Origin of the sequence: Methylobacterium sp. (genome assembly GCF_019750675.1) — a bacterium.
In the GTDB taxonomy this organism is placed as follows: Bacteria; Pseudomonadota; Alphaproteobacteria; order Rhizobiales; family Beijerinckiaceae; genus Methylobacterium.
This window is the reverse complement of sequence record NZ_JAIEOF010000289.1, coordinates 1-24851: the sequence shown is the minus strand read 5'-3', so window position 1 is coordinate 24851 and position 24851 is coordinate 1. Positions and strand designations below refer to the sequence as shown.

Below are 24851 nucleotides of genomic sequence, written 5' to 3'. Positions count from 1 at the left end.
GCCGCCTCGGCCAGGGCGTCGGACGGCGCGTCGCCGGTCCGCAGCACGCCGATCGGACCGTCGCCTGGGACGGCGGCATCGACACGGCTGCGCAGTTCGGCCCGGGCCTCGTCCGGAGTCGGGGCCTCCCCGGGCGGGCGGGACGCCGGGCTCGGCAGGGTCCAGACCCGGGCCGTCCACACCCCGCGCCGGCGCTCCGCCCGCAGGACGTGGGCCGGACTCAAGCGCTGCACACCACGCACGGGCGCGTGGTCGGCCGGGCAGAAGCCGAAGGCGAGGTAGTGGGTCAGGGCATCGTGGTCGGCGTGGCGCCGCACGCCGGGCCAGTGGATGACCGCCGCGAGGTCGGAGGCGAAGACGAGGCGGTCGCGCAGGTGGACGTAGTGGAAGGGCTGGATGCCGAAGCGGTCCCGCCCGCACAGCAGCGACTTCGTCTCGGCATCGTGGATCGCGAAGGCGTAGGCTCCCGTGAAGCGAGCGGCCGCGGCCTCGCCCCAGGCCCGCACGGCCTCGCGCAGGATGTCGGTGTCCGTCTCGATCGGGCCGGGCGCGCCGAGGGCGCGGAGTTCGGCGCGCAGGGCGCCCGCATTGGAAAAGCCGCCCGCCAAGACCACGGCGAAGCGTCCCTGCGCCCGCACCGGGCCGGGCGAGCCGGCGCCCCCGACAAGGATCGCGGTGTCGTGGGACACGATGCCGGCCCCGTCCCCGCCGCCCGCCAGGGCGGCGCGGACCCGGAGGGCCGCCCGGATGTCGTCGTCCCCCAAGGGGTCGCCCTGCAGCATGAACAGGCCGGCGAGGGCCTCGTTCGACGCGGGGCGCGGGCACGAGCCGCCAGAACCGAGCATGGACGCTGTCTCCGGGAACGGATGGTGGTCGGGTGGGCAAGCGGCTCTGGGCGCGAGGGCGCGGCGCGTCTGCCCGGACCCGCCCCGGACGCGATCCGGAGCGGGGGCCGTCGAAGGTCGACGAAGAGGCTCCCTCAGGGGGCCGCCTGCCGGTTCAGCATGTCGCTGAGCAGGTTCACGGTGGCGACGTTGCCCGGCTCGATCTCCAGGGCCTTGAGGGCGGCGGGCACGCCCCGCTCGTAGAGCCGGATGGCCCGGCAGGACCGGGCGAGCTTGACCCAGTGGCCGGTATCCTCGGGCTCGATCTCGGTGAGGCGCTGGAGCACCGCGATGCCGTCGCGATGGCGCTTGGCCATGCGGTAGAGCCGGGACAGGACCTTGAGGGCGTCGGGCCGGGCCGGCTCCAGCTCGAGCATCTTGAGGCCGATCTCCTCCTGCAGCGCCACGTCCTCCGTGGTCACCGCCTCGCGCAGACGCTTCGAGTAGGTCTGCATCACCTTGCGGAAGGTGCGCTGGGCCGCTTCGCTGTCGGGGTCGACCTCGAGCACGACGTCGGCCTTGGTCGCGGCCAGTTCCAGGTGGCCCGCCGCGAAGTCCTCGCGCATGCTCCGCACCAGGCGGCGCAGGGCCGAGGTGAGGTTGCGGGCCGCCTGCTCGTCCCCGGCGCATTCGAGTTCGTGGTAGACCCGCACCGCGCTGTCGTAGCGCTCGGCCCGCATGGCCGCCCGCGCGGCCTTGCGCTTGAAGGGCTGTCCGTCCTTCGAGATCCGCGCGAGGCGGCCCCAGCTCTGGCTCGCCTTGAGCCAATCGCCGGCCTTCTCGTGCAGGAGGCTGAGTTCGCGCAGGATCCGCGCCCCGTCGTCCTGGATCGCCAGGGCCGCCTCGTAGGCCGCCACCGCGCCCGGTACGTCGTTCTCGGCCGCCCGGGCGCGGGCCGCGATGACGAGGGGGGTGAACAGCCGGCGCAGGCCGGCGGCCGCCCGGGCGCTGTCGGGGTCGATCAGCAGGATCGATTTCCAGGCGGCGGCGGCGGCGGGGGTGTCGCCGCGCTCGTTGGCGACCTTGCCGCGCCGCTCCAGGGTGCGGATTAGGGCGGCGCGCATCACCGCGTCGATGTCGACCTCGCCGGTCTCGCGCGCGGTGGCCACGATGCTGGCCGCCTCCTCCGGGTGCAGGGACGAGATCAGGGCCGGCACCGCCGCCATGGCGGCCTTGGGCTCGATGGCGGCGAGTTCGAGAGAGACCGCCGCCAGTTCGCGCATGCGCTTGAGCTTCAGGAGCGCGTCGCTCTTGATCACCAGGGCGCCGGCCTCGCGGGGGTCGCGCCGCAGGGCCGCGTTGGCGGCGCTCAGGGCCGCCTCGTAGTTGCGCACCTTCATCTCGCAACGGGCCATCTCGATGAGCGGCAGCACCAGTTCCGGCCGCATGATCGAGACCCGCTGCCAGATCGCAGTGGCGCTGGCGTACTGCTTGGCCCGCATCATGGCCTTGGCCGCCACCAGCAGGATGCGCAGGTCGTCCGGCGCGCGCCGGACGAGGTCGCCCGCGATGGCGCAGGCCTCCTCCAGCTTGCCGACCCGCAGGGCGGTCTTGACCAGCATCAGGCGCGGCTCCAGCGCGGCCGGGTCGATGTCCACCGCCTCGCGGAACTCGGCGGCCGCCGCCGTGGTGTCCCCGCGATGGAACGCGACCGTGCCCAGCAGCGTGTGGACCCCCGCCTGACGCCCATCCTCGGCCGAGAGCCCGTGCAGGATGGTCTCGGCCTCGTCGAGGTCGCCGTCGGCGATGCGCCGCTTGGCCTCGTTCAGGGCCGCCTGGATCGAGGCATGGACCAGGACCGGTCGCGTCGCCGGGCGCGGCGGCGGCGCGGGCTCGGCCTCGGTGGCTTCGAGCGCGGCCGGGGCGGGTTCCACCTCGCCGGTCGCCGCGATGCGGCTGAGCACGCCGTCGAACAGGATGCTGCCGATGATCGGCTTGAACGGGTTGGCGTAGTGGTTGAGGTCGCGGCCTTCCTCGGCCATGGCCTCGGACACGCCGTAGGCGGACACGTGCGGCGAGGGGTCGAAGTGGCGGTAGCCGCGCTGGGCGCAGATCTCGCCGATCCAGCCACAGAGGCGGTTGCGCGAGGCGATGAGGGCGCCGGCGGTGTTCGGCACGTTGATGTGGTTCACGAAGACCACCGGGGCCGGCAGGCGCCGGACGATCTCGGCCATGTGCGCCTCGAGTTCGTCGCGGGTGGTGCTGCGGATGTAGCCCTCGACGAGGACGCGGCGCTCCAGCGCATCGGTCTCGGCGAAGCCCGGGAGGGCCTCGAAATGCCGGCGGCGCACCTCCGGATCGCGTTCGCTCTTCAGCCCGAAGAAGGCATCGAGGAGGCCGCCCCGGTCGCGGAAGGTCCGCTCGACGTAGTTGATCTGCAGATACCAGGTGTCGAAGACGATCTCCTTGACCGTGGAGATCTCGACCACGAACACATCGGTCGCATCGCGCGGGCTGCGGACCAGGACGCCGTCCGGCGTGAGGAAGCGGGCGAGTTCGGCGGGAACCTCACGTCCTTCGAGGTAGTCGATCTGCTGCAGGGCCTCCGGAGCTGTATGGACGAAACCATAGATATTCGCACTATTCCGCCGTAGATCGCGTAGCTGTACTGTCGCCCCTAAGGGCTCAGCGATCCGGCACGTGCCAATCGATGTATATATAAGTTCTCTCGTCGCCAATTTACGGCTCCTCGAAGCTATAGAAAAGCCCGTTACAAATGGCGCGCTGTCTTCCCGACTGTTTCTTGTATTTTTCCTGTTAAGGTTTTTTTAACCTATTGGGATTTGCAACCTCCACAAACCCGCCATTGTCGGTAGCCGGTGCGTGCGGCGTGGGGGATCTCCCCCTCCGAAAGGATGAGATCCGGTCCGGCGTGACGGATCGGCGGGTATCCGCCCTACGCCGATTGGCCATCGCCCCCGGCCCTCGCGGGGACGGACCGCTGCCCGCCCACGGACGCTAGGCTCCGGCGGCATCGCGCGGGAGGCCAGGCAAGGACCGTGGGCCGGATCTCGACCGGTCCCACCCCGGTCCATCTCGGCGCGACGAGCATCACGGAGTTTTCGCCATGGCGCCTCGGTATCCCCTTCGCGGATCGTCCCGCGGCACCGCACCGCGCCGGGCCGTGCGAAGTCCCACCATCCTCGGGGCCAGCCTGCTCTGTGCCGGTCTGCTCGCCGTGTCCGCGCTTCCCGCGGCGGCGGCGGATGGCTCGCTCGCGGCCCGCCGCTTCTTCGACGAGGCCAAGGCGACGGCCGAGCGGGCCGCCCTGCCCTGCCGGCCGGTCGCACCGACCGTCGGCGACGGACGGGTGAGCGCGAGCCCGCTCACCGGGCAGATCCAGGGGGCGGCCGCCGGCACCACGGGCGGGCTCGGCAAGCGGCTCCTCACGGTGACGCGCCTCGACGACGCGAAATCCTCCGCGAGCCGGCCGAGCCCGGAGGGCACCCTGCGCTGGGCGGTGGAAACGGCGCAGAAATCCGGTGGCGGCTGGATCGTCTTCGCCCCCGAGCTGATGGGACAGATCCACCTCGAGGCCGGGCTTCACCTGCCCTCCGACACCACCCTCGACGGCGGCTGCGGCGGCATCACGCTCTCGGGCGCCCCGCGCCTGACGCAGCTCACCCTGACGGATGTCAGCAACGTCATCGTCAGCGGCCTCGCCTTCACCAAGGACCCCTACGACGACAAGGCGGACAAGACCGGCGACGCCATCGGACTGACCGACCGGTTCGACCGCGTCGCGATCCTGCACAACGCCTTCCACCGCTGCGGCGACGGCTGCGTCGACATCGTGCGCAAGACCCGCTTCGACAGCGAGTCCCGCGCCACGGTGGCGTTCAACCACTTCGCCGAGCACAACAAGGTCATGCTGATCGGCACCCTGACCTGCTACAAGGACGGGCAAGCGGAGGGCTGCCAGGAGCCCCTCCGGCATCTCGCCGGCCCGATGGCGCCGCGCGTCATCGTGACGGTGCTGGCCAACGTCTTCGAGGGCACCAGCCAGCGCCATCCCAAGGTCGTCTCGAACGCCGCCGTGCAGCTCGCCAACAACCTGTTCCTCCTCAGCCCCACCGCCTATTCGAGCGGGGTGGACAGCGCCGTCTACGGCTCGGCCACGGGCACCGGCGGCGTGCTGCGGGCGGCCGGCAACATCTTCGTCAATCCGGACCGCGCCGGCCGCATCGGCGCGGGTCCGATCTCGGTGGTGCGCGCCGCAACGGGCGGGGGCACCGAGGCCGACGGCGCGGTGGCGGCGGAGGACAACGTCACGGTGGGCAACATCCGGGTCGTCGAGAAGGACGCGGACATCGCCCGGGGCGTTCCGATGGCCTCGTTCCCCGTGCGGGCAGTCTCGGACACGAGCGCCCCCGGCCTCGCCGCCTGCCTCCTGCGTTTTGCTGGTCCGAAGGGCATCGCCGCGCGCTGGCCGGAGGTCTGCGAGCGCTCGTGAGACCGCGCCGCGCCCGCCCGCGCCGCCGCGGCGCGGGCCGCCTACGCCAGGAAACTGCGCACCGTCCGCTCCATCATGGCGGCGACCGAGAAGGTCTCGCGGGCCCAGGCCCGCGCGGCGCGCCCCATGGCGGCACGGCGGGGGGCGTCGGCGCGAAGTGCCAGAACGGTCTCGGCCACGGCCTCGGGCGCGAGGTCGGGGCCGGCCGGCAGCAGGAGCCCGGTCCGGCCGGGCACGATCGTTTCGGCGGCACCGCCCGCGTTGGTGGTCACCACCGGCAGGCCGGCGTGCTGCGCCTCGACGAGCACGTTGGGCAGCCCCTCCACCAGGGAGAGCAGCAGGAACGCGTCCATCCGCGCGAGCCAAGCGCCGACATGGGCCGAGCGGCCGACGAACAGGACGTGCCCGGCAAGGCCCAGGCACGCGGCCCGGGCCTCGCAGGCCGCGCGTAAGGGGCCGTCCCCCACCAGGATGAACCGGGTGTCGGGCGCCGTCGCCCGGATGCGCGCGGCCGCCTCCAGCCAGAGGAACGGCCGCTTGTTCTCGTCGAGGCGCATCACCGTGCCGAGGGTAAAGCCGGCGCAGGAGGTTCGGGCGAAGAAGGCCGCCGCGCGGGCAGCCTCGGCCGGCCCGTCATCGGACGGCGGGGCCTCGGACGGCAGGGCGCCGGACGGCAAGGCGTCGACGCCGTTGTAGATGACGTCGACGCGGGCCGGATCGAGGTCGAGCCAGGCGGCGTAGCGGCGGGCGGCGGCGTGGGAATTGGCGGTGAGCCGCACGCCGGGGGCGGCCAGCAGCGCCCGGTAGAGGCCGGCATACTCGGGGCGGTCGCGCTCCGGCCGGTCCACGGGGGGCAGGCTGCGCACGGCGAGGACAATGCGGGGCACCCCGGCGGCCAGGGCCGCGAGCCCGCAGGCCAGGATCGAACCGTCCTGCCAGAGATGGACCACATGGGGCCGGCGGCGGCGGATCGCATCGGCGAGGCGCAAGGTCCCCTCCTGCATCGGGGCGGGCAGGAGGTCGAGCATCGACGCGAAGGGGGCGAGCACCGAGCGGGCCGGATCGCCGTCCTGCACCGGAAAGTCCGCGTATTCCTCCACCGCGAGGCCGTCGGCACGCAGGCCGGGGGCGAAGAAGTCGCCGCCGGTCCGGGCCCCGGTCGAGCGCACCACGACCTCGATCGGCCCGGCGATGGCGCTGCCGGCGATGGGCACAGCCCGGACCCGGGCGGCGTGCAGGCCCCGCGCCGTGAGGGCGAACTGGCGCTCGGCCCCGCCGGCCCCGAGGGACCCCGTGATCATCATCACGCGCCCGACCCGCCAGCGGCGGCGGGGCACCCGGCGCGCCGGTGCGAGGCGGGCGAAGATTTCGGCCAGCACCGCGTCGGCGGCGCGCCCCGGGGGCGGCATCGCGCCGTGCCCGCAGAAGGCCGCCAGGCGGGCGCAATCGGCCGCTGCCGCCGCGCGGGGCGTCGCGAGCCTGCCGCCCGCGCCGAAGCGGGCGATCCCATCCTCGAGCAGGCGCAGGGCCCGCCCGATCTCGCCGCGCTTCGACAAGGCACGGGCGAACGCCATGTACGTGGATTCGCGCGGATGGGTCGCGATCAGACGCTCGAACGCGGCATCGGCCTCCGCGTGGGCGCGGATCTCCTCGAGGCCCCAGGCCTGGAGAAGCATCGCCGGGCACGTCGTGGGAGCTTTCGGGAAACGGTCGCGGACCAGCCGGGCGGCGGCCTCGCGCCCCTGTCGGCGCAGGGTCCAGCGCAGCACCAGGCGAAACGGCTCCACCGCCTCCGGGAAGCGCGCATGCACTCCTGCCCAGGCGCGGGCCGGCACCGCCTCCCGGTCCTGCGTCCCGGGTTCGACGAGTTCGGCGACCTCCACGAGGCGGGCGGCCAGGATCTGCAGGCGCTCGCAGGCCGGATGGGCGTGGACCAGCCCGAGCAGCACCCGGAGCGCGCCCCGAACCTCGGGCCCTCGGCCCGCACCGGCGACGATCGCGGCGGCCCGCTGGAGGACGGCGCCGTCGGCCGGTCCGGGCCGGGCCGGCGCGCGAACGAGGATTCGCGTGATCGGGTCGAATCCAACCGTACTCGCGACGGCGCCGGGCCAGGGCGCGAGGGTGGTGTCCGGATCGTTGAGCATGGCGAAATTCCCCGCGCAGCGCCTCGCCGGGCCTTCGCCGCCACGAGGTCCGTTCCGGCTCAGACGCAGTGGTAGTCCCGGTACCAGCCGACGAAGCGGCCGACGCCTTCGGCGACGGGGGTGGCGGGCCGGAAGCCGGTCAGGCTCTGGAGGAGGCTGCTGTCGGCGAAGGTGCGGGGCACGTCGCCGGGTTGCATGGGCAGATAGTTGTGCCGGCCCTTCCGGCCGACGGCGTTCTCGACGGCATCGACGAAATGCATCAGCGGCACGGGGTCGGAATTGCCGATGTTGACCGTGCGGAACGGCGCCACCGCCGAGAGGGTGTCCTCCGCATCCCGAACCGGCTCGCCGCGTATCGGCACCGCGTCGATGAGGCGGACGATGCCCTCCACGAGGTCGTCGATGTAGGTGAAGTCCCGCTCCATCCGGCCGTGGTTGTAGATGTCGAGCGGCCGGTCCTGCAGCAGGGCCGAGACGAACTTGAACAACGCCATGTCGGGGCGCCCGAACGGTCCGTAGACGGTGAAGAACCGGAACGCGGTAGTGGGGATGTCGAACAGGTGGGCGTAGGAATGCGCCATCAGTTCGGTGGCCTTCTTGGTGGCGGCATAGAGCGTCATCGGCGCGTCCGCCTTGTCGGCCTCGGCGAAGGGCACCTTGTCGGCGGCGCCGTAGACCGAGCTGGTGGAGGCCAGAAGCAGGTGGCCCGGCGTCATCCGACGGGCGCATTCGAGCACGTTGAAGGTGCCCGTCAGGTTGGAATCGACGTAGGCGCGGGGGTTCTCCAGGCTGTAGCGGACGCCGGCCTGGGCGGCGAGGTGGATGACCACCTCGGGGGCGGTCTCCTCCCAGACCCGGCCCAGGGCGTCCATGTCCTCCAACATGAATTCGTGCGCGGTGAAGCCCGGATTCTGCAACAGGGTCGCGTGCCGGCGCTGCTTGTAGCTGACGTCGTAATAGGGGGTCATGCCGTCGATGCCGACGACGTCGTGCCCCGCGCGCTGCAGGCGCCGCGCCGCGTGATAACCGATGAACCCCGCCGTTCCGGTGATGAGTATGCGCACGAAAGCCCCTCGCTGCTCGTGGCATGCCGGGTGGCGGCGGATCGGTCGGCCCGAGCCGGCGGCATGCGTCCTTGGCGAGCTTGACTATGCGGCGGCGCGGCATGCCGGGGGACATCGCCTTTCGAGGGGCCCCATTCTCCGAAGGAGGTAGGCCGCCGCCCCCCGAACGGAGGCGCTAAGGCCGATGGCCGAGTTTGCGATCGCGGCGGGTGCCCGCAAAGCTCGCCGGCCTCCTCGGATGCGCCTTCCGCCGCCCGCGGTATGCCGGAGCCCGAGGTCACGCCGCAGACAGGCGCGTCATGCAGAACCCCTCCGAGCAAGACCACCCCGGATCCTGGTCCCCCGATCCGGCCCCGCGCCGGACCCCGCCCGTGTCCTACGCCGTCGAGGTCGCGGAGGGCGCGTTGCGCCTGCGGATCCAGGTCGGCACGAAGAGCATCCCCATCGCGATCACGCCCGAGCAGGCCGGGGAACTCGGCACCGCCCTGGTCGGCGCCTGCGTGCTGCATGCCGAGGGGCGGGCGCCGGCGCCCGGTCCGATCCTGCGCAGCGACCTGCCGGTGATCGGCTGGCGCACGGGGGTGATCCGGGAGCACGCGCTGGCGGTCCTGCTCCTCGACATCCTCGGCGGCCCCGAGATCGCGCTGCAGTTCCAGCCCGCCGTGGCCATCAGCTGCGGGCGCTCCCTTCTGGAGACCGGCAAGACCCTGCAGACCTCCACGCGGTAAACGCCCTCTCCGCACAATGACCTACGCCGTTTGGTCATGTTGCGCTGCGATCGAGGTCGGTAAACATTCGATTAACAGGACCGCCTGGCTGCTGCGAATACAGAATGCTCGACGCAGGAGCGACGGCGGGTTTCCCACTTCTTCTCCATCCCGTCTCGAACATCGTCGCCAAGACCGGTCAGCCGCGTGAGTGCAGGCCGGTCCGGCGAGCCCGTGTGCGGGAGACGGCGCCAGGCCGAGGAATCCACCCGGATGTCGCATCGCTTCGTCTCGAGACTCCTGATCCCCGCCCTCGTCCTGGCCACCGGGTGCCGGCCGGAGGCGCGGGCCGCCGACGCCTACGCGCTGGGCCCCGCCGACAAGCTGCGCGTCACGGTCTATCAATGGACGCAAGGGGCGATGCCCGCGCAGGGCGGCGACTTCCAGGCCCGCCTCGACGGCCAGTTCGCGATCGACAATGCCGGCAACCTTCCCCTGCCGCTGGTGGGCGACGTGCCGGCGGAAGGCCGCGCGACGGCCGAGCTCGCCCGCGCCGTGGCGGAGGCGTTCCAGGCCAAGCTCGGAACCCTCACCTCGCCGAGCGCCTCGGTGGAGATCGTCGAGTACCGGCCCTTCTACGTGGTCGGCGTCGTCGACCGCCCGGGAAGCTATCCCTTCCGCCCCGGCATGACGGTGCTGCACGCGGTCAGCATCGCGGGCGGCCTCTATCGGCGGCCGGACGATCCGAGCCGCTACCAGCGCGAGGCCCTGGCGGCGGCGGGCGACGGCGCCCTCCAGGTCGCCGCCCGGGATCTCCTCCTCGTGCGCGCCGCGCGCCTGGAGGCGGAACTGGCAGGCGAGGACGGCATCGCGTTCCCAGACGAGATCCTGGCCCGCAAGGGCGAGCCGAGCATCGCCCGCATGATGGCCGACGAGGCCAAGATCATGAAGCAGCGCGCGGTCGCCCTCGAAGCGGCGGTGGCCAACCAGCGCACGCTCAAGGCCTTGGCCGAGCGCCAGAACGGCTCCCTCGAGGCCCAGTCCGCCGCCATCGAGCGACAGATGGCCATCGCCAAGAAGGAACTCGAGGACCAGACCGACCTCGTGAACAAGGGCCTGTCACGGCGCCCGATCCTGTTCCCGATCGAGGCGCGCCACGCCGAGGCCGAGGCCAAGAAGCGCCAGCTCCAATCGGACATGCTCAAGAACGCGCAGGACGTCGCGCGCGCCGAGCAGACGGCCGGTGAGCTGCGGACCAACCGGCGCACCGAGATCCTCGACCAGCTCAAGGAGGCGCGAGCCAATCTGGAGCAGGCGCGCCAGAAGATCGTCACCGACCAGCGCATCGTCGATCATTCCGACGGCGAGTTCCGGGTCCGCAGCGGCGAGGCGGTACCGACCTACGCGGTGCTGCGCCGCGAGGGCGACCGCCTGCGCGAGCGCAGCGTGCCCGAGACCGCCCGGGTCGAGCCCGGCGACGTCGTCCGCGTGATGCTGCCGCCTCGGCGCGCGCCGGGAGCGCTCCCGGAGACCGGGCCCACCGCCGCGCTCACCCGCGAGACCCACCTCAGCGACGCCCGGCCCTGACCCCGACGCCCGACGCGAGGAGCGATACGATGCCGGCCCATGCCCAAACCCTCAGGAACGGTCTGTCGGCCCTGCGGACCCAGTCCGACGTGGTGGGGGCGCTGATCCTGCGCGAGACCCATACGCGCTTCGGCCGGACCCGGCTCGGCTACATCTGGGTGCTGATCGAGCCGGTCGCCCACGCGGTGGGGCTGTCCATCGTGCACTACACCCTCGGCCGCCGCTCGCCGCTCGGGGGCAGCATGGCCCTGTTCTTCATGACCGGGCTGCTGCCGTTCTTCCTCTGGAGCAAGGTCTCGTACCGGCTGGTCTCGGCCTTCACCTCGGACCGGCCGCTCCTCAACGTGCCGGCGGTGACCCATCTCGACATCCTGTGCGCCCGGGCCCTGCTGGAGGGCGCGACCTGGCTCATCGTCTCCACGATCCTGATCGCGTTGCTGGTGGCCATCGGCTTCAGCGACTGGCCCTTCGACCTCGAATCCCTGTTCGGCGCGGTGGCGGCGACGTTCCTGCTCGCGGTCGGCGTGGGGATGATCAACGCCACCCTGACCGCCCTCCTCCAGTCCTGGCACAACCTCTTCAGCATCCTGACCCGGCCGCTCTACCTGGCCTCCGGCATCTTCTACCTCGTGGATCAGGTGCCGGCGACCGCGCAGGCGTTCCTGGTCTGGAACCCCCTCGTCCACGCGATCGAGTGGACCCGGACCTCGTTCTATCCGGCCTACGGCGCCACCACCCTGGACAAGGCCTACCTCGTCCAGTGGGCCGTCTGCACCTGCGTCCTCGGTCTGGTGCTGGAGCGCCTCGCCCGCCGGAAGGTGGAGGCGATATGATCGTCCTCGACAACGTCTCGAAGGGCTATCGCACGGCGCTGGGCGTCAAGCGCATCCTCGCCGACGTGGACTGCGCGCTGTCCACGGATCTCAGCCTCGGCATCCTCGGCCGCAACGGCTCGGGCAAATCCACCCTGATGCGGATGCTCGCCGGCTCCGAACTGCCGGACCGGGGACATATCGACCGGGACGTGCGGGTCTCGTTTCCGGTCGGGCAAGCCATCGGCTTCTCCAACATGATGACGGGCCGCGAGAACGTCGCGTTCCTGGCCCGCGTCTACGGCGAGGACGTTCGCCGGACCGTGGCCTTCGTCGACGACTTCGCCGAGCTCGGCGACTACCTCGACGAGCCGCTGCGGACCTACTCGAACGGCATGCGCTCGCGCCTGACCTTCAGCGCCTGCATGGCGATCCGCTTCGACGTCTACCTCGTCGACGAAGTTACCGCGGCGGGCGACGTCGAGTTCAAGCGCCGCTGCAACCAGCTCTTCGCCGAGCGCCGACGCCATGCGCGGATCATCATGGCCTCGAACAACGCCAAGATGCTGAGCCTCTACTGCGACCGCGGCGCCATTCTCGACGGCGGAGCGCTCATGACCTTCGAGACCGTCGCCGAAGCGGTCTCCGTCTACACCAACGAGATCTACCGCACCGAGGTCCAGGGGGCGGACCAGCATGCGGACCGATGGGCCGAACGGGAGGCTGAGCCGTCATGAGCACCGAACCGGGACAACACGCCGCGCGGGTCTCGCCGCTCCTCAGCGTCCTCAGGCAGCGGCGTGGGGCCGGCCGGCCCCCTGCCGATGCGGCCCCGGTCGAACCACCGACGCCCGGCGACCCGGCGGAGGACCCGCCGGAGGAAGCGGGCCCGGCGGAGCCCGAGAGCATGAAGCGCTGGCTGGAAGGCCGCCCCGTCAACCGCAAGGCTTCCGCCAAGCCCCCGATCCTGCGCGAGGTGAGCGCGCTCGCGGGCGAGGCCGAGACGGCGCGCCGGGTCGCCGAGGCACCGGTCCGGCCGCTGCCGGGCCTGCCCGATCAGGCCTCGCACCTCGCCGGACGGCGGGCGCGCCGCCAGCGCCAGCGCCGGGGTATCCTGCTCTCGTTCATCGCCCTCGTGGTCCTCCCGACCCTGGCGGCGGCGCTCTATTACGGGTTCGTCGCCACCGACCAGTACGTCTCCGAGGTCAAGTTCGCCCTGCGCTCGGTGGAGCGCAACGGCGGGCACGATTCGGCGAGCGTCGTCAGCGGCGTACCCAACGCGCTGGCCGGCAACACCGACTCCTTCATCATCGCCGACTACATCACCACGCGGCAGTTCGTGGACGAGGTGCAGCGCAAGATCGACCTGCGCCGGATCTTCTCGAACCCGAACGCCGATGCCTGGTCGCGCTTCGACCCGGCCGCGCCCATCGAGGCGCTGGTGAGCCATTGGCGCGCCATGGTGATGTCGCGCTACGACCTTTCCACCGGCATCCTCACGGTCAAGGTCCGGGCCTATACGCCCGAGGACAGCTACCGCCTCGCCCAGACCGTCATCGACGGTTCCGAGCGTCTCGCCAACGAGCTGACGGACCGGGGCCGCCGGGATTTCGTGCGCTTCGCCGAGACCGAGGTGCAGAAGGCCGAAGCGCGCCTGCGCGGCGCCCGCGACGCGCTGGGCCATTTCCGCCGCACCGAGGGAACCTACGATCCCGTCCGCGTGGCGATGAGCAACGCGGACCTGCTGGCCAAGCTGCGCTCGGACCTCGCCAGCCTGCGCGCCGAGGCGTCGGCGCTCTCCGTCTCGATGCAGCCCAACGCGCCGATGATCCAGACCCTGACCGGCCGGATCAAGGCCACCGAGCAGCAGATCCGCTCCGTGGAGGCCGAGGGCCAGCGCAACGGCCAGGGGCTGGGTGCGGACATGGGCAGCATGGTCGCGCGGTACGCCAGCCTCGAATCCGAGCAGACCTTCGCGGAAAAAAGCTACGGCATGGCCATGGACGCGCTGCAGGCCGCCCGCGGCCTCGCCGACCGGCAGCAGATCTACCTCGCGACCTTCGCGCGGCCGGCGCTGGCCGAGAGCGCCCAGTTTCCCAACCGCCCGGCCTCGATCGCGGTGGTGGCGGGCTTCGCGCTCCTGGTCTGGCTCACCGGCCTCCTCCTCGTCCTCGGCATCCGCGATCACATGCGCTGAGGCCGCCCGACCGGCCCCCTGAAGACGGGCGGTTCACCTCCAGACCAAGGGGACGACCATGATCTTTCTGCAACGCGAGGGCGATTCCGCCGATGTCCGCTTCACCGGCGATCAGGCGCGCATCCTGAACAAGGCCGGGCAGGTCGTGGTCGACTGGACGTCGGGCGGTATCCTCCACAACGTGCCGCAGGGCGATGGCTACCGCCTCGAGGTGAAGACCGGAACCACGGTGAAGGCCGACGACCTCGCCATCGGCGCCGTGGTGTTCACCATCGGCCAGTCGAACATCGAGCGCTGGTACAACACCCCCACCGCCGTGCCGGATGCCCCATCCGGCACCTACCAGATGGAGGCCGACGGCTCCATCGGCCACGTTGACGGCGGCGCCTCGACCTACTTCGCCGGAAACTACGCCGCCGAGGCCGGCGTGCCGGTGCTGATGGTCGCCGCCGCCAAGGGCGGCACCGCCCTGGTGGCCGCCGCCGACAAGGGCAACGGCTACTGGATGGATACCTCCGCCGGCTCCCTCTACGCCACCGCCCTGTCGCTGCTCGCCAAGGTCGGCGGCTCCGCAGAGGTCGTGCTGTGGGCGCAGGGCGAGACCGACGCCTCGGCCAACATCACGACCGGCACCTATGCCACGGCGCTCACCACCTTCATGAACCGGGTGCTCGCCGACTTCCATTCCAACCACGTCCTGATCCAGGAGATCGGCCCCCACGGCGCCAACGACGGCAAGTACGACGACGTCCGCCTCGCCCAGCACCAGGTCGCCGATGCCCTGGCGGGCGTCGATATCGGTGCGATCACCACGGACCTGAACACCATCGAGGACGGCATCCACCTCACGGGCGCCGCGCGGGTCACGGCGGCCGACCGGCTCCTCGACGCGGCCCTCGGCTTCCAGGGCATCGACATTTCGCGGGCGGTGCAGGCCGGGGCCGACGACCCGGCGGGCAGCGACCACCTCGTGGGTACCAACGCCCGCGACGAACTGCACGGCCGCGCCGGCAACGACGTCCTCGACGGCGGCGGCGGCAGCGACGCCCTGTTCGGCGATGCCGGCGACGACACCCTCAACGGCGGCGCGGGAACCGACCTCATCTGGGGCGGTGCGGGACGCGACACCATCGACGGCGGCGACGATGCCGACGTCATCTCGGGCGGCGACGGCGGCGACATCGTCCGGGGCGGGGCCGGGGCCGACGAAATCTGGGCCGATGCCGGCGACGACCTGATCACCGGGGGCACCGGCAACGACGTCATCGTCGGCGGTGCCGGCATCGACACCGCGGTCTTGTCGGGCAAGTTCGCCGGCTACCGCATCGTCACCGACGGCGTCACCGCCACGGTCACCGACATCGACCTGACGGATGGCAACGACGGCACCGATACCCTCGACGGGGTCGAGTACCTCAGCTTCTCCGACAAGCCGCAATACGACATCAAGGGCACCGGCCTGCCGTCCCTGTTCACGGCCAGCGACAACTACGTCGATTTCGCCACCGTGGCCGCCGGCACCTACGCGCCGACCTCGTCCCATGCGGGGCTTGCCGGCAACGACGAGATCTACCTGCCCAAGGACGCGGCCGCCGCCCAGGCCGCCGGCTACGACGCCACCGTCGCCATGGATGGCGGCGACGGCAACGACGTCATCATCGGCGGCAGCCTCGACGACTGGATGAAGGGCGGGGCCGGCGACGACATCCTCAACGGCGGCGCCGGCTCGGATCGAATGGAGGGCGGGCTCGGCAACGACAAGTACTACGTCGATACCACGGCGGTGGGCGCCACCGGCGACCTCGTGGTCGAGAAGGTCGGCGAGGGCATCGACACGGTGATCAGCACCGTGACTTTCACCCTCAAGAGCAACGTCGAGAACCTCACCCTCGTGGGTACGGACAACATCAACGGCACGGGCAACGAACTCGACAACGTCATCGCGGGCAACGACGGCAACAACATCGTCAACGCCAATGCGGGCAACGACACCCTGTTCGGAGGCGCGGGCGACGATTCCCTGCGCGGCGGCCTCGGCAACGATGTCATCGACGGGGGTCTGGGGCGCGACACGGCGGTCTTCGCCGGCAAGTTCGCCGATTACCGGATCACCGATGTGGGGGGCGCCGTCACCGTCACCGACCTCAACGCCGCCGATACCGACGAGGGCACCGACACGATCCAGGGCGTGGAACTGCTCAAGTTCTCCGACAAGACCTACATGGTGAACATCCCGAACGGCCTGTTCACCAACGGCAACGACAGCGTGGACTTCGCCACCGTCGTGGCCGGCAGCTACCAGGCCGGCACCCAGTACGTCGCCGGGGCGGGGGACGACGTGGTGCGCCTGGCCGGAACCGCCGCCGCGGCGGCGGCGGCGGGCTACGACACCGCCTTGGCCTTCGACGGCGGCCTCGGCAACGACACGATCACGGGCGGCGCCCTCGACGACTGGATCAAGGGCGGCGACGGCAACGACTGGATCGACGGCGGCGCCGGCTCCGACAAGCTGGAGGGCGGGCTCGGCGACGACACCTACGTCGTCGACGTCACGGCGGTCGGCACCAGCGGAGACCTCGTGGTCGAGAAGTTCAACGAAGGCGTGGACACGGTGCTCAGCAGCGTGACCCACACCCTGAAGAGCAACGTCGAGAACCTCACCCTCACCGGCCTTACGGAAATCTCGGGCTTCGGCAACGATCTCGCCAACCTGATCATCGGCAGCGACGCCAGGAACTCACTCAAGGGCGATCTCGGCAACGACACCCTGCTGGGAATGGGCGGCAACGACAGCATCACGGGGGGGGCCGGCAACGACACGATCGATGGCGGGCTCGGCACCGACATCGCCCTCTATCTCGGGGCCCGGGCCGACTACACGGTGACGATCACGGCGGGCCGCGTCGTCATCACCGACAACAACCCGAACGACATCGGCGGCGACGAGGGCACCGACACCCTGGTCGGCGTCGAGACCCTGAAGTTCTCGGACGGCACCCTCACGGTGCCCCTCGGGAGCGCCCCGACGGCGCTCGCCCTCAGCCATGCCGAGGTGCCCGAGAACAGCGCCGGCGGCACGCTCGTCGGCAGCTTCGGCGCGACCGATCCGGATGCCGGCGACAGCTTCGCCTACACGCTCCTCGACTCGGCCGGCGGCGCCTTCGCGGTCGATGGCGCCAACCTCGTGGTGGCCGCCGGGGCAATCCTCGACTTCGAGACCACGCCGAGCCTCACGGTGACGGCGCGGGTGACCGATGGCGGCGGCCACACCTTCGACCAGGCCTTCACCATCACGCTCTCCGACGTGCAGGGCCCGACCATCACCGGCACGGCCGCGGCGGACAAAATCACCGGCACCGCGGAGGGCGAGACGATCGACGGCCTCGCGGGCGCCGACACCATGACGGGCGGTCTCGGCAACGACACCTACATCGTCGACAACAGCAAGGACGTGCCCGTCGAGTTGTCCGGCGGCGGCATCGACACCGTCGTGAGCTCGGTGAGCTTCGCCCTCGGCGCCAACCTCGAGAACCTCGTCCTCACCGGGACCGCGAGCAAAGGCACCGGCAACGCCCTCGCCAACGTTCTCACCGGGAACGACGCCAACAACACCCTCGACGGTGGCCTCGGCGCCGACACCATGACGGGGGGCCTCGGCAACGACGTCTACATCGTCGACGATCTCGGTGACGTGGTCACGGAACGGGCCGATGCGGGCACCGACACCATCAAGACGATGCTGGGCAGCTACACGCTCGGCATCGGCAACGCGATCGAGGCCCTGACCTTCATCGGCGCGGGGGATTTCCACGGCACCGGCAACGAACTCGCCAACACCATCACGGGCGGGGCCGGCAACGACACGCTGTGGGGCGGCGACGATGCGCTCAAGGACAGCCTCAAGGGCGGTCTCGGCGACGACACCTACATCGTCGGGATCAACGACACCGTGACGGAAGCGGCGGATGCCGGCCACGACACGGTGCGGACCGGACTCGCGAGCTACAAGCTCGGCAGCAACGTCGAGGATCTCGTCTATACGGGCACCGAGAGCTTCAAGGGCACCGGCAACACCCTCGACAACTGGATCAAGGGTGGGGCGGGCAACGACACGCTCGACGGCGGCGCGGGCCAGGACGTCCTGGTGGGCGGCGCCGGCAACGACACCTACCTCGTCGATTCCATCGGCGACCGGATCGTCGAGCGCCTGGATCCGAACGACGATGCGAGCCCCGATGCGGGCGGCACCGACACGGTCCTGATCAAGACCGGCCTCACCCAATACACCCTCGGCAGCTTCGTCGAGAACCTGACCTATTCCGGCGTCTCCGGCTTCCAGGCCATCGGCAACGAACGCGACAACGTCCTCGTCACCGGTGCGGGCAACGACGTGCTCGCGGGCGGGGTCGGACACGACATCCTGACGGGTGGCAAGGGCGCGGACCAGTTCCTCTTCAACATCCCTGGCGAAGGCTTCGACACCGTCGCCGACTTCAGCCAGAGCCAGTTCGACACGATCGCGGTGACGGGCGCGAATTTCGGCGGTCTCCCCGCCGGCGCTCTCTCGGCGGACTGGTTCGTCCTCGGCAGCAGCGCCACCAGCGCGGAACACGGTCAGTTCGTGTTCGATCCGAACGCGCTGACCCTGTCCTGGGACGCGGACGGCACGGCGACTGGCGCGCCCGTGGTGGAGATCGCCGAATTCACCAGGGCGCTGACCCTGCATGCCAGCGACATCCTGATCGTGTGAGCCGCTCCGCACCCCGCCAGGGGAGCCGCAGCTCGATGACTCCCCGGCACCAGAGCGAGCCATATCCGGTCCGGACGCGAATCAATCGCACGGCTGCGCGCAGGATAATTTTTGTTAAAAGTATTTGTGTCGCATTTCTGCGGAAAACGCGCCATAAAAGTTCTGACTTTTCTCCAGATTGGAGATAATTTAATCAAAAATCAATTTTCTACCGTAGCAGTTCAGATATCGTGTGAAAATTTCGCGGCGGATACAGATGTTCCGCCGTTTTCTACCCAGAAGGGTCTTCATAACTGGTTCGAATTTTGCAACGTTTTGGATCGACGACGACACGAGGTATGCCATGGATATCCTTGCGGGCATCGATCTTGCGCGGACAACGCTGGGACACGCTACCCTCGACGTTGATCCCGGTCAGACACCGACGATTCTGCTCATCGACGACCGAATTCTCGAACGGGAATGCCTCATCTTCCGCCTCACCGTGGCGGGATTCCAAGTGCTTGCCGCGATGAATGCGGAGGACTGGCAGGCATCGGTGGAGGCCGACACCCTCTCGCTGATCCTCTATGTCTGCGACGGCTCGGCGGAAAAGCGTCGGCGTACCATCGCGGATCTCCTCCAGGCGCCCCACACGCATCCGGTCGTGGTCCTCTCCCAGTCGGACGACATGGCCAACGTGATCGAGACGATCGAGTGCGGAGCGCGCGGCTACATCAGCACCCGCGCCAACGTCGATCACGTCATCGCGGCCATCCGTTTCGTCCTGGCGGGCGGCGTCTTCGTCCCGGCGAGCAGCATGCTGGCTGCCCGAAAATCCAGGGTGGACCCCGCCGCCGATCCCGCCTGGCAGAGCAACTTCACCGCCAAGCAGATGGCCGTCCTCGAAGGCATCCGGCGGGGCAAGCCGAACAAGGTCATCGCCTACGAGCTCAACATGTGTGAAAGCACCGTCAAGGTGCATGTCCGCAACGTGATGAAGAAACTCAAGGCGCGCAACCGGACCGAACTCGCCTTCAAGGCGACCGAGATGACGCTCTAGGATCGCGTCTTCGCGAAGACCGACCCGGTTCACCATCGGGATGTGCCTCGGCACCGCCTCGGCGGTTTCAGGTCGATCGGGGCGCCAACCGAGGCCAGTCCAGAGAGGCCGGATCGGACCATGCGGCGATACTCGCCAGACCCCTGAAAACACAAAAGCTCCGGACGTTTGTCCAGAGCTTCGGCCGTCTGAGAGAATTTGGTGGGTGCACAAGGGTTCGAACCTTGGACCCGCTGATTAAGAGTCAGCTGCTCTACCAACTGAGCTATGCACCCATCGCCTTGCGGCGATCGCTGCGGCCACCAAGTCCGCTGCGACGAGGGGGCTGATAGCAAACGCCCCGGGGGGTGTCCACCCCCGGGGCGTCATTTTCTCGGCTAAACCGAAGCCGGGCTCTGGGCGTGCAGGCGCACGGCCCAGGCCTCGAGCTTGTTGAGGGCCGAGAGGTAGGCGCGGGCCGAGGCGACCAGGGTGTCGGGATCAGCGCCGCGGGCGGTGACGCTGCGCTCACCGCTCTTCAGGCGCACCGAGACCTCGGCCTGGGCGTCCGTGCCCTCGGTGACCGCGTGGACCTGGTAGAGTTCGAGGTCGGCCTCGTGCGGGACCAGGGCCTGGATCGCATTGAACACCGCGTCCACCGGGCCGTTGCCGTCGGCCTCCTCGGTGATGATCCGGCCCGCGATGTCGAGCTTCAGCGTCGCCCGCTGCGGGCCACGGGTGCCGGCGATCACCGAGAGGGAGACGAGGCGGATGCGGTCATGCGCCGTGGCGAGGTTCTCGTCGACCAGCGCCTCGATGTCCTCGTCGTAGACGTGCTTCTTGCGGTCGGCGAGCGCCTTGAAGCGCTCGAACACGTCCTGCAGCTGGTTGTCGCTCAACACCAGACCGAGTTCCTCCAGCTTCGAACGGAAGGCGGCCCGGCCCGAATGCTTGCCCATGACGAGCGAGGTCTTGGCGACGCCGACCGAGGCCGGAGTCATGATCTCGTAGGTCTCGGTGTGCTTGAGCATGCCGTCCTGGTGGATGCCGCTCTCGTGCGCGAAGGCGTTCCGGCCGACGATGGCCTTGTTGTACTGCACGGGGAAGTTCGTGGCGTGGCTGACGAGCTTCGAGGCGCGGGTGAGCATCGTGGTCTCGATGCCGGTCTCGTAGGGCATCACGTCGCCGCGGGTGCGGATCGCCATGACGATCTCCTCCAGGGCGGCATTGCCGGCGCGCTCGCCGATGCCGTTAATGGTGCACTCGACCTGGCGCGCGCCGCCCTCGACGCCCGCCAGCGAATTGGCGATGGCGAGCCCCAGATCGTCGTGGCAATGCACCGAGAAGATCGCCTTGTCGGCGTTCGGCACCCGGTTGCGGACATCCTGGAACATCCGGCGGTACTCGTCGGGCGTGGCATAGCCCACGGTGTCGGGCAGGTTGATGGTGGTGGCGCCCGCGCGGATCGCCGCCTCGACGCAGCGGCACAGGTAGTCGATCGGCGTGCGGGTGGCGTCCATGGCCGACCATTCCACGTCCTCGACGAGGTCGCGGGCCTGGGCCACGGTCTTGAGGATGATCTCCACCACCTCGTCCTCGGATTTCCGCATCTGGTGCGCGAGGTGGATCGGCGAGGTCGACACGAAGGTGTGGATGCGGCCGCGCCTGGCTTGGCGCACGGCCTCGCCGGCCCGGGCGATGTCGGCGGGAATCGCGCGGGCGAGGCCCGCGATGGTGGCGCGCTTGGCTCGGCGGGCGATCTCCGAGACCGCCTCGAAATCACCGTGCGACGCGATCGGGAAGCCCGCCTCGATGATGTCGACGCCCATGGTGTCGAGGAGTTCGGCGACGGCGAGCTTCTCGTCCAGGTTCATGGTGGCGCCGGGGCACTGCTCGCCGTCGCGCAGGGTGGTGTCGAAGATGAGGACGCGGTCCTTGCTCGCGGTCGCGGAGCGGGTCGAAGATACGGTCATGGTCGGGTGTCCTGTCGCGGCGCGCTCCGGATGCGGACGCGGCGCCCTGGAAATCGATCGATGGAATCCTGGCGGCGAGCGGCCTGCCGGCGGCCCTGCCGATGCGCACCCCTGAGAGCCCAGGCGCACGCGCCCGGACGGCCCTCAGGGGCGGATAAGGAGCAGCAGGGCGGCAAGAGACGCGCGCGACCGGGCGGCCGCGCGGGCGGCGTCGGTCGTGCTGCGCATGGAGCCGGCGATGGCCAAGGCTCGTCTCTCCCGAGGGGCAACGGCGCGTCGATGCGGCGCGGCCGTCTACGAAGGCGGCTGTCGTAGCCCCTGGACAACGGCTTGACAAGGTTGGGTTCCCGCCCGCTCCGGACCTGCGCACCGGGGGGGCGCGGTCTCGGGCCCCACGAAGCCTCGTGCCGATTCGCGATCGTTTGGGCCGGACGCATTGCCGTGGCGGCCACGCCGCCTAGCTTCCGTTGCGGATCGAACACGGTCCGACGGCGAAAACAGTCCGTCCACCCAAGAAGAAATTTGGAAGGAACACCCATCATGTCGCGGATGCTGTCGCGCACCCTCGCGCTGCCTGCCCTTGTGCTACTTGCCGGAACGGCCCCGGTGCTTGCGCTCGATGCCGCCAAAACCATCGACGTCGCCGCGCCCCCGGCCAAGGTCTGGGCGACGATCGGCGATTTCTGCGGCATCGGCCAGTGGCACCCGGCGATCGAGAAGTGCGTCCTGTCGCAGGACGGTGGCAAGACCCTGCGGACGCTGAGCCTCAAGGGCGGCGGCACCATCGTCGAGTCGCAGACCAAGCGCGACGACAAGGCCATGAGCTACACCTACGCCATCGTCTCCGGTCCGCTGCCGGTGAGCGACTACAGCTCCACCCTCTCGGTGGTGCCGAAGGGTTCGGGCTCGACCGTGAACTGGACCGGCACCTTCAAGGCCAAGGGCGCCCCGGACGCAGTCGCGGTCGACGCCATCTCGGGCATCTACGATTCGGGCCTCAAGGCGATCGCCGACAAGTCCAAGTAAGCCTGACGCCGACAGGACGATCCGCCGGAGGGCGCGGGCGCCCGCCGCCCTCCGGCTACGGTATCAGGCCAGGCCCCGCGCGCCGCTCACGTCCCGGTCGCGCCTTCACGGGGCTCGCTTGCGCGGCCTATTTCCCGAACCGCTCGAATTTCGGGAAGCTCCGGGTCATCAGCGTGCCGGCCTCGGCCCGGTGGCCCATCCACTTCTCCAGGATACCCGCATTCGCGAGCCGCGCCTCGCCGCCCGACTCGCGCCAGGGCAGCCCCTCGGCCAGGGAGAAGATGTGGGCGTCGGTGAGCGTGGTCTGGCGGCAGCGCTGCAGGCGCACGCCCTTGCCGCGCACCATCTCGGGCAACTCGCTCAAGGGGAAGACCAGCATCAGCCGGTCCGCGCTGCACACCGCGACGTGGTCGCCAGCCGCCGGCACCAGCACCGCGGCCGTCGCCGGCGCGTCGAGCCCCATGATCCCCTTGCCCTTGCGGGTGTTGGCAACCAGCGCATCGGCCGGCGCCAGGAAGCCGCGCCCGTCGGTGGCCGCGACCAGGACCTTCGCGCCCGGCTGGTACGGGATGGCCGCGACGATCTCGGTCCCGTCGTCGAAATCCACCATCAGGCGGATCGGGTCGCCGAAGCCGCGCCCGCCGGGGAGCTTCGCCGCCTCCAGGGTGAACACCTTGCCGTTCGAGGCCAGCACCAGGAGCTTGGCGGTGGTCTCGCTTGGGAAGGCGAGCTTCAAGCCGTCGTCGCCCTTGAAGGCGACGCCCGACAGGTCGGCGACGTGGCCCTTGAGGGCGCGGATCCAGCCCTTGTTCGAGACGATCACGGTGATGGGCTCGCGCTCCACCATGGCGGCGGCGAAGTCGATGCCGGCGGTGTCGGGCGGGTTCTCCAGGGTGGTGCGCCGGGCGCCGATCTTGGTCTCGGGGCCGAAGGTCTTCTTCACCGCGCGGATCTGCTTGGTGATGTCGGCCCATTGCAATTTGTCGGAGCCGAGCAGGCCCTCGATCCCGGCCTTCTCCTGGGTCAGCGCGTCGAGCTCGCGCTTCATCTCCATCTCCTCGAGCTTGCGCAAGGAGCGCAGGCGCGTGTCGAGGATGGCGTTGGCCTGGATCTCGGTGAGCGCGAAGCGCTTCATCAGGGCGGGCTTCGGCTCGTCCTCCTCGCGGATGATGCGGATCACCTCGTCGAGGTCGAGATAGACGATGAGCAGGCCGCCCAGGATTTCGAGGCGGCGGTCGATCTGGGCCAGGCGGTGGCGCGAGCGGCGCTGGAGCACGACGCGGCGGTGGTCGAGCCACTCGCGCAGGGCTTCGGCGAGGCCGATGACGCGGGGCACGAGCCCGCCCACCAGCACGTTCATGTTGAGCGAGATGCGCGATTCGAGTTCGGTGAGCCGGAACAGCGATTCCATCAGGATGACGGGATCGACGTTGCGGGCGCGCGGCTCCAGCACGATGCGCACGTCCTCGGCCGATTCGTCGCGCACGTCGGCCAGCAGCGGCAGCTTGCGCTCCTGCAACAGCTCCGCGAGCTTCTCGATGAGGCGCGCCTTCTGCACGCCGTAGGGGATCTCGGTGACCACGATGGTCCAGGTCCCGCGCCCCAGATCCTCCTTGGCCCAGCGGGCGCGCACGCGAAAGCCGCCGCGACCCGTGCGGTAGGCCTCGGTGATCGATTCGGCGCTGTCGATCAGGATGCCGCCGGTGGGGAAGTCCGGCCCCTTCACGAAGGTGAGGAGCTGGGCCGAGGTCGCCTCCGGGTGGGTGATGAGGTAGAGCGCCGCGTCGCAGAGCTCGGCCGCGTTGTGGGGCGGGATCGAGGTCGCCATGCCGACCGCGATACCCTGGGAGCCGTTGGCGAGCAGGTTCGGGAAGGCGGCGGGGAGCACCACCGGCTCCTCCTCCTGCCCGTCGTAGTTCGGGCGGAAATCCACCGCATCGTCGTCGAGGCCTTCGAGGAGAAGGCGCGCCACCTCCGTCATCCGGGCCTCGGTGTAGCGCTGGGCGGCGGCGTTATCGCCGTCGATGTTGCCGAAATTGCCCTGGCCGTCGACCAGCGGGTAGCGCTGCGCGAAGTCCTGCGCCATGCGCACCAGGGCGTCGTAGGCCGCCGTGTCGCCGTGCGGATGGTACTTGCCGATGACGTCGCCGACGATGCGGGCGCATTTCTTGAAGGCCGAGGTCGGGTCGAGCTTCAGGAGCCGCATGGCGAACAGGATGCGGCGATGGACGGG

14 protein-coding genes, 1 tRNA gene and 1 pseudogene are annotated in these 24851 nt (G+C 70.1%); 9 read left to right on the top strand and 7 right to left on the bottom strand.

Annotation, left to right across the window (positions count from 1 at the left end; all coding sequences use genetic code 11):
• Nucleotides 1-845 (bottom strand): annotated as a pseudogene (locus K2X24_RS15120) (hypothetical protein); the annotation flags it as partial.
• Nucleotides 846-979: 134 nt separating this feature from the next.
• A complete protein-coding gene (locus tag K2X24_RS15115) occupies nt 980-3313 on the bottom strand; it encodes a tetratricopeptide repeat protein (RefSeq protein WP_292499197.1) in 2334 nt (777 codons plus the stop codon).
• A gap of 638 nt (nt 3314-3951) precedes the next feature.
• Between K2X24_RS15115 and K2X24_RS15110 the strand changes: the two genes are divergently transcribed.
• Complete coding sequence (locus K2X24_RS15110; protein ID WP_292499196.1) at nt 3952-5337, top strand: hypothetical protein; 1386 nt, start codon at nt 3952-3954, stop codon at nt 5335-5337.
• A gap of 41 nt (nt 5338-5378) precedes the next feature.
• On the opposite strand, the gene K2X24_RS15105 is transcribed toward K2X24_RS15110, so the two are convergent.
• The gene (locus K2X24_RS15105; protein WP_292499195.1) at nt 5379-7481 is read right to left on the bottom strand and encodes a glycosyltransferase; all 2103 of its coding nucleotides are present in this window, start codon (nt 7479-7481) and stop codon (nt 5379-5381) included.
• 59 nt (nt 7482-7540) lie between these two features.
• Nucleotides 7541-8545: an NAD-dependent epimerase/dehydratase family protein gene (locus K2X24_RS15100; protein ID WP_292499194.1), complete on the bottom strand. Its 1005-nt coding sequence runs from the start codon at nt 8543-8545 to the stop codon at nt 7541-7543.
• A gap of 371 nt (nt 8546-8916) precedes the next feature.
• Between K2X24_RS15100 and K2X24_RS15095 the strand changes: the two genes are divergently transcribed.
• The 7 genes from K2X24_RS15095 to K2X24_RS15065 all read left to right on the top strand — a co-directional run bounded on the left by K2X24_RS15095 (nt 8917) and on the right by K2X24_RS15065 (nt 19640).
• Nucleotides 8917-9273, top strand: coding sequence for a hypothetical protein (locus tag K2X24_RS15095; protein WP_292499193.1), 357 nt, complete (start codon nt 8917-8919; stop codon nt 9271-9273).
• A 252-nt stretch (nt 9274-9525) separates the two neighbouring features.
• Entirely contained in the window at nt 9526-10839 is a 1314-nt protein-coding gene (locus K2X24_RS15090) for a polysaccharide biosynthesis/export family protein (protein ID WP_292499192.1), read from the top strand.
• A gap of 29 nt (nt 10840-10868) precedes the next feature.
• The gene (locus tag K2X24_RS15085) at nt 10869-11672 is read left to right on the top strand and encodes an ABC transporter permease (protein ID WP_292499191.1); all 804 of its coding nucleotides are present in this window, start codon (nt 10869-10871) and stop codon (nt 11670-11672) included.
• Nucleotides 11669-12388: an ABC transporter ATP-binding protein gene (locus K2X24_RS15080; protein WP_292499190.1), complete on the top strand. Its 720-nt coding sequence runs from the start codon at nt 11669-11671 to the stop codon at nt 12386-12388. Before K2X24_RS15085 ends, K2X24_RS15080 begins: the two co-directional genes overlap by 4 nt.
• Complete coding sequence (locus tag K2X24_RS15075) at nt 12385-13848, top strand: hypothetical protein (RefSeq protein ID WP_292499189.1); 1464 nt, start codon at nt 12385-12387, stop codon at nt 13846-13848. The genes K2X24_RS15080 and K2X24_RS15075 overlap by 4 nt, the downstream gene beginning before the upstream one ends.
• A gap of 58 nt (nt 13849-13906) precedes the next feature.
• Nucleotides 13907-18598, top strand: a complete 4692-nt coding sequence (locus K2X24_RS15070) for a sialate O-acetylesterase (RefSeq protein WP_292499188.1) — start codon at nt 13907-13909, stop codon at nt 18596-18598.
• 256 nt (nt 18599-18854) lie between these two features.
• On the top strand, nt 18855-19640 hold the full coding sequence (locus K2X24_RS15065; protein WP_292499187.1) for a response regulator transcription factor: 786 nt from the start codon (nt 18855-18857) through the stop codon (nt 19638-19640).
• A gap of 199 nt (nt 19641-19839) precedes the next feature.
• Here K2X24_RS15065 and K2X24_RS15060 read toward each other — a convergent pair.
• Together K2X24_RS15060 and K2X24_RS15055 are read right to left on the bottom strand one after the other, a co-directional pair.
• A tRNA-Lys gene (locus K2X24_RS15060) sits at nt 19840-19915 on the bottom strand.
• Nucleotides 19916-20017: 102 nt separating this feature from the next.
• Nucleotides 20018-21592, bottom strand: coding sequence for a 2-isopropylmalate synthase (locus K2X24_RS15055; RefSeq protein ID WP_292499186.1), 1575 nt, complete (start codon nt 21590-21592; stop codon nt 20018-20020).
• A 549-nt stretch (nt 21593-22141) separates the two neighbouring features.
• Between K2X24_RS15055 and K2X24_RS15050 the strand changes: the two genes are divergently transcribed.
• Entirely contained in the window at nt 22142-22618 is a 477-nt protein-coding gene (locus tag K2X24_RS15050) for an SRPBCC family protein (protein ID WP_292499198.1), read from the top strand.
• A gap of 127 nt (nt 22619-22745) precedes the next feature.
• On the opposite strand, the gene parC is transcribed toward K2X24_RS15050, so the two are convergent.
• The coding region (parC, locus tag K2X24_RS15045) for a DNA topoisomerase IV subunit A (RefSeq protein WP_292499185.1) at nt 22746-24851 on the bottom strand (2106 nt) is incomplete at its 5' end.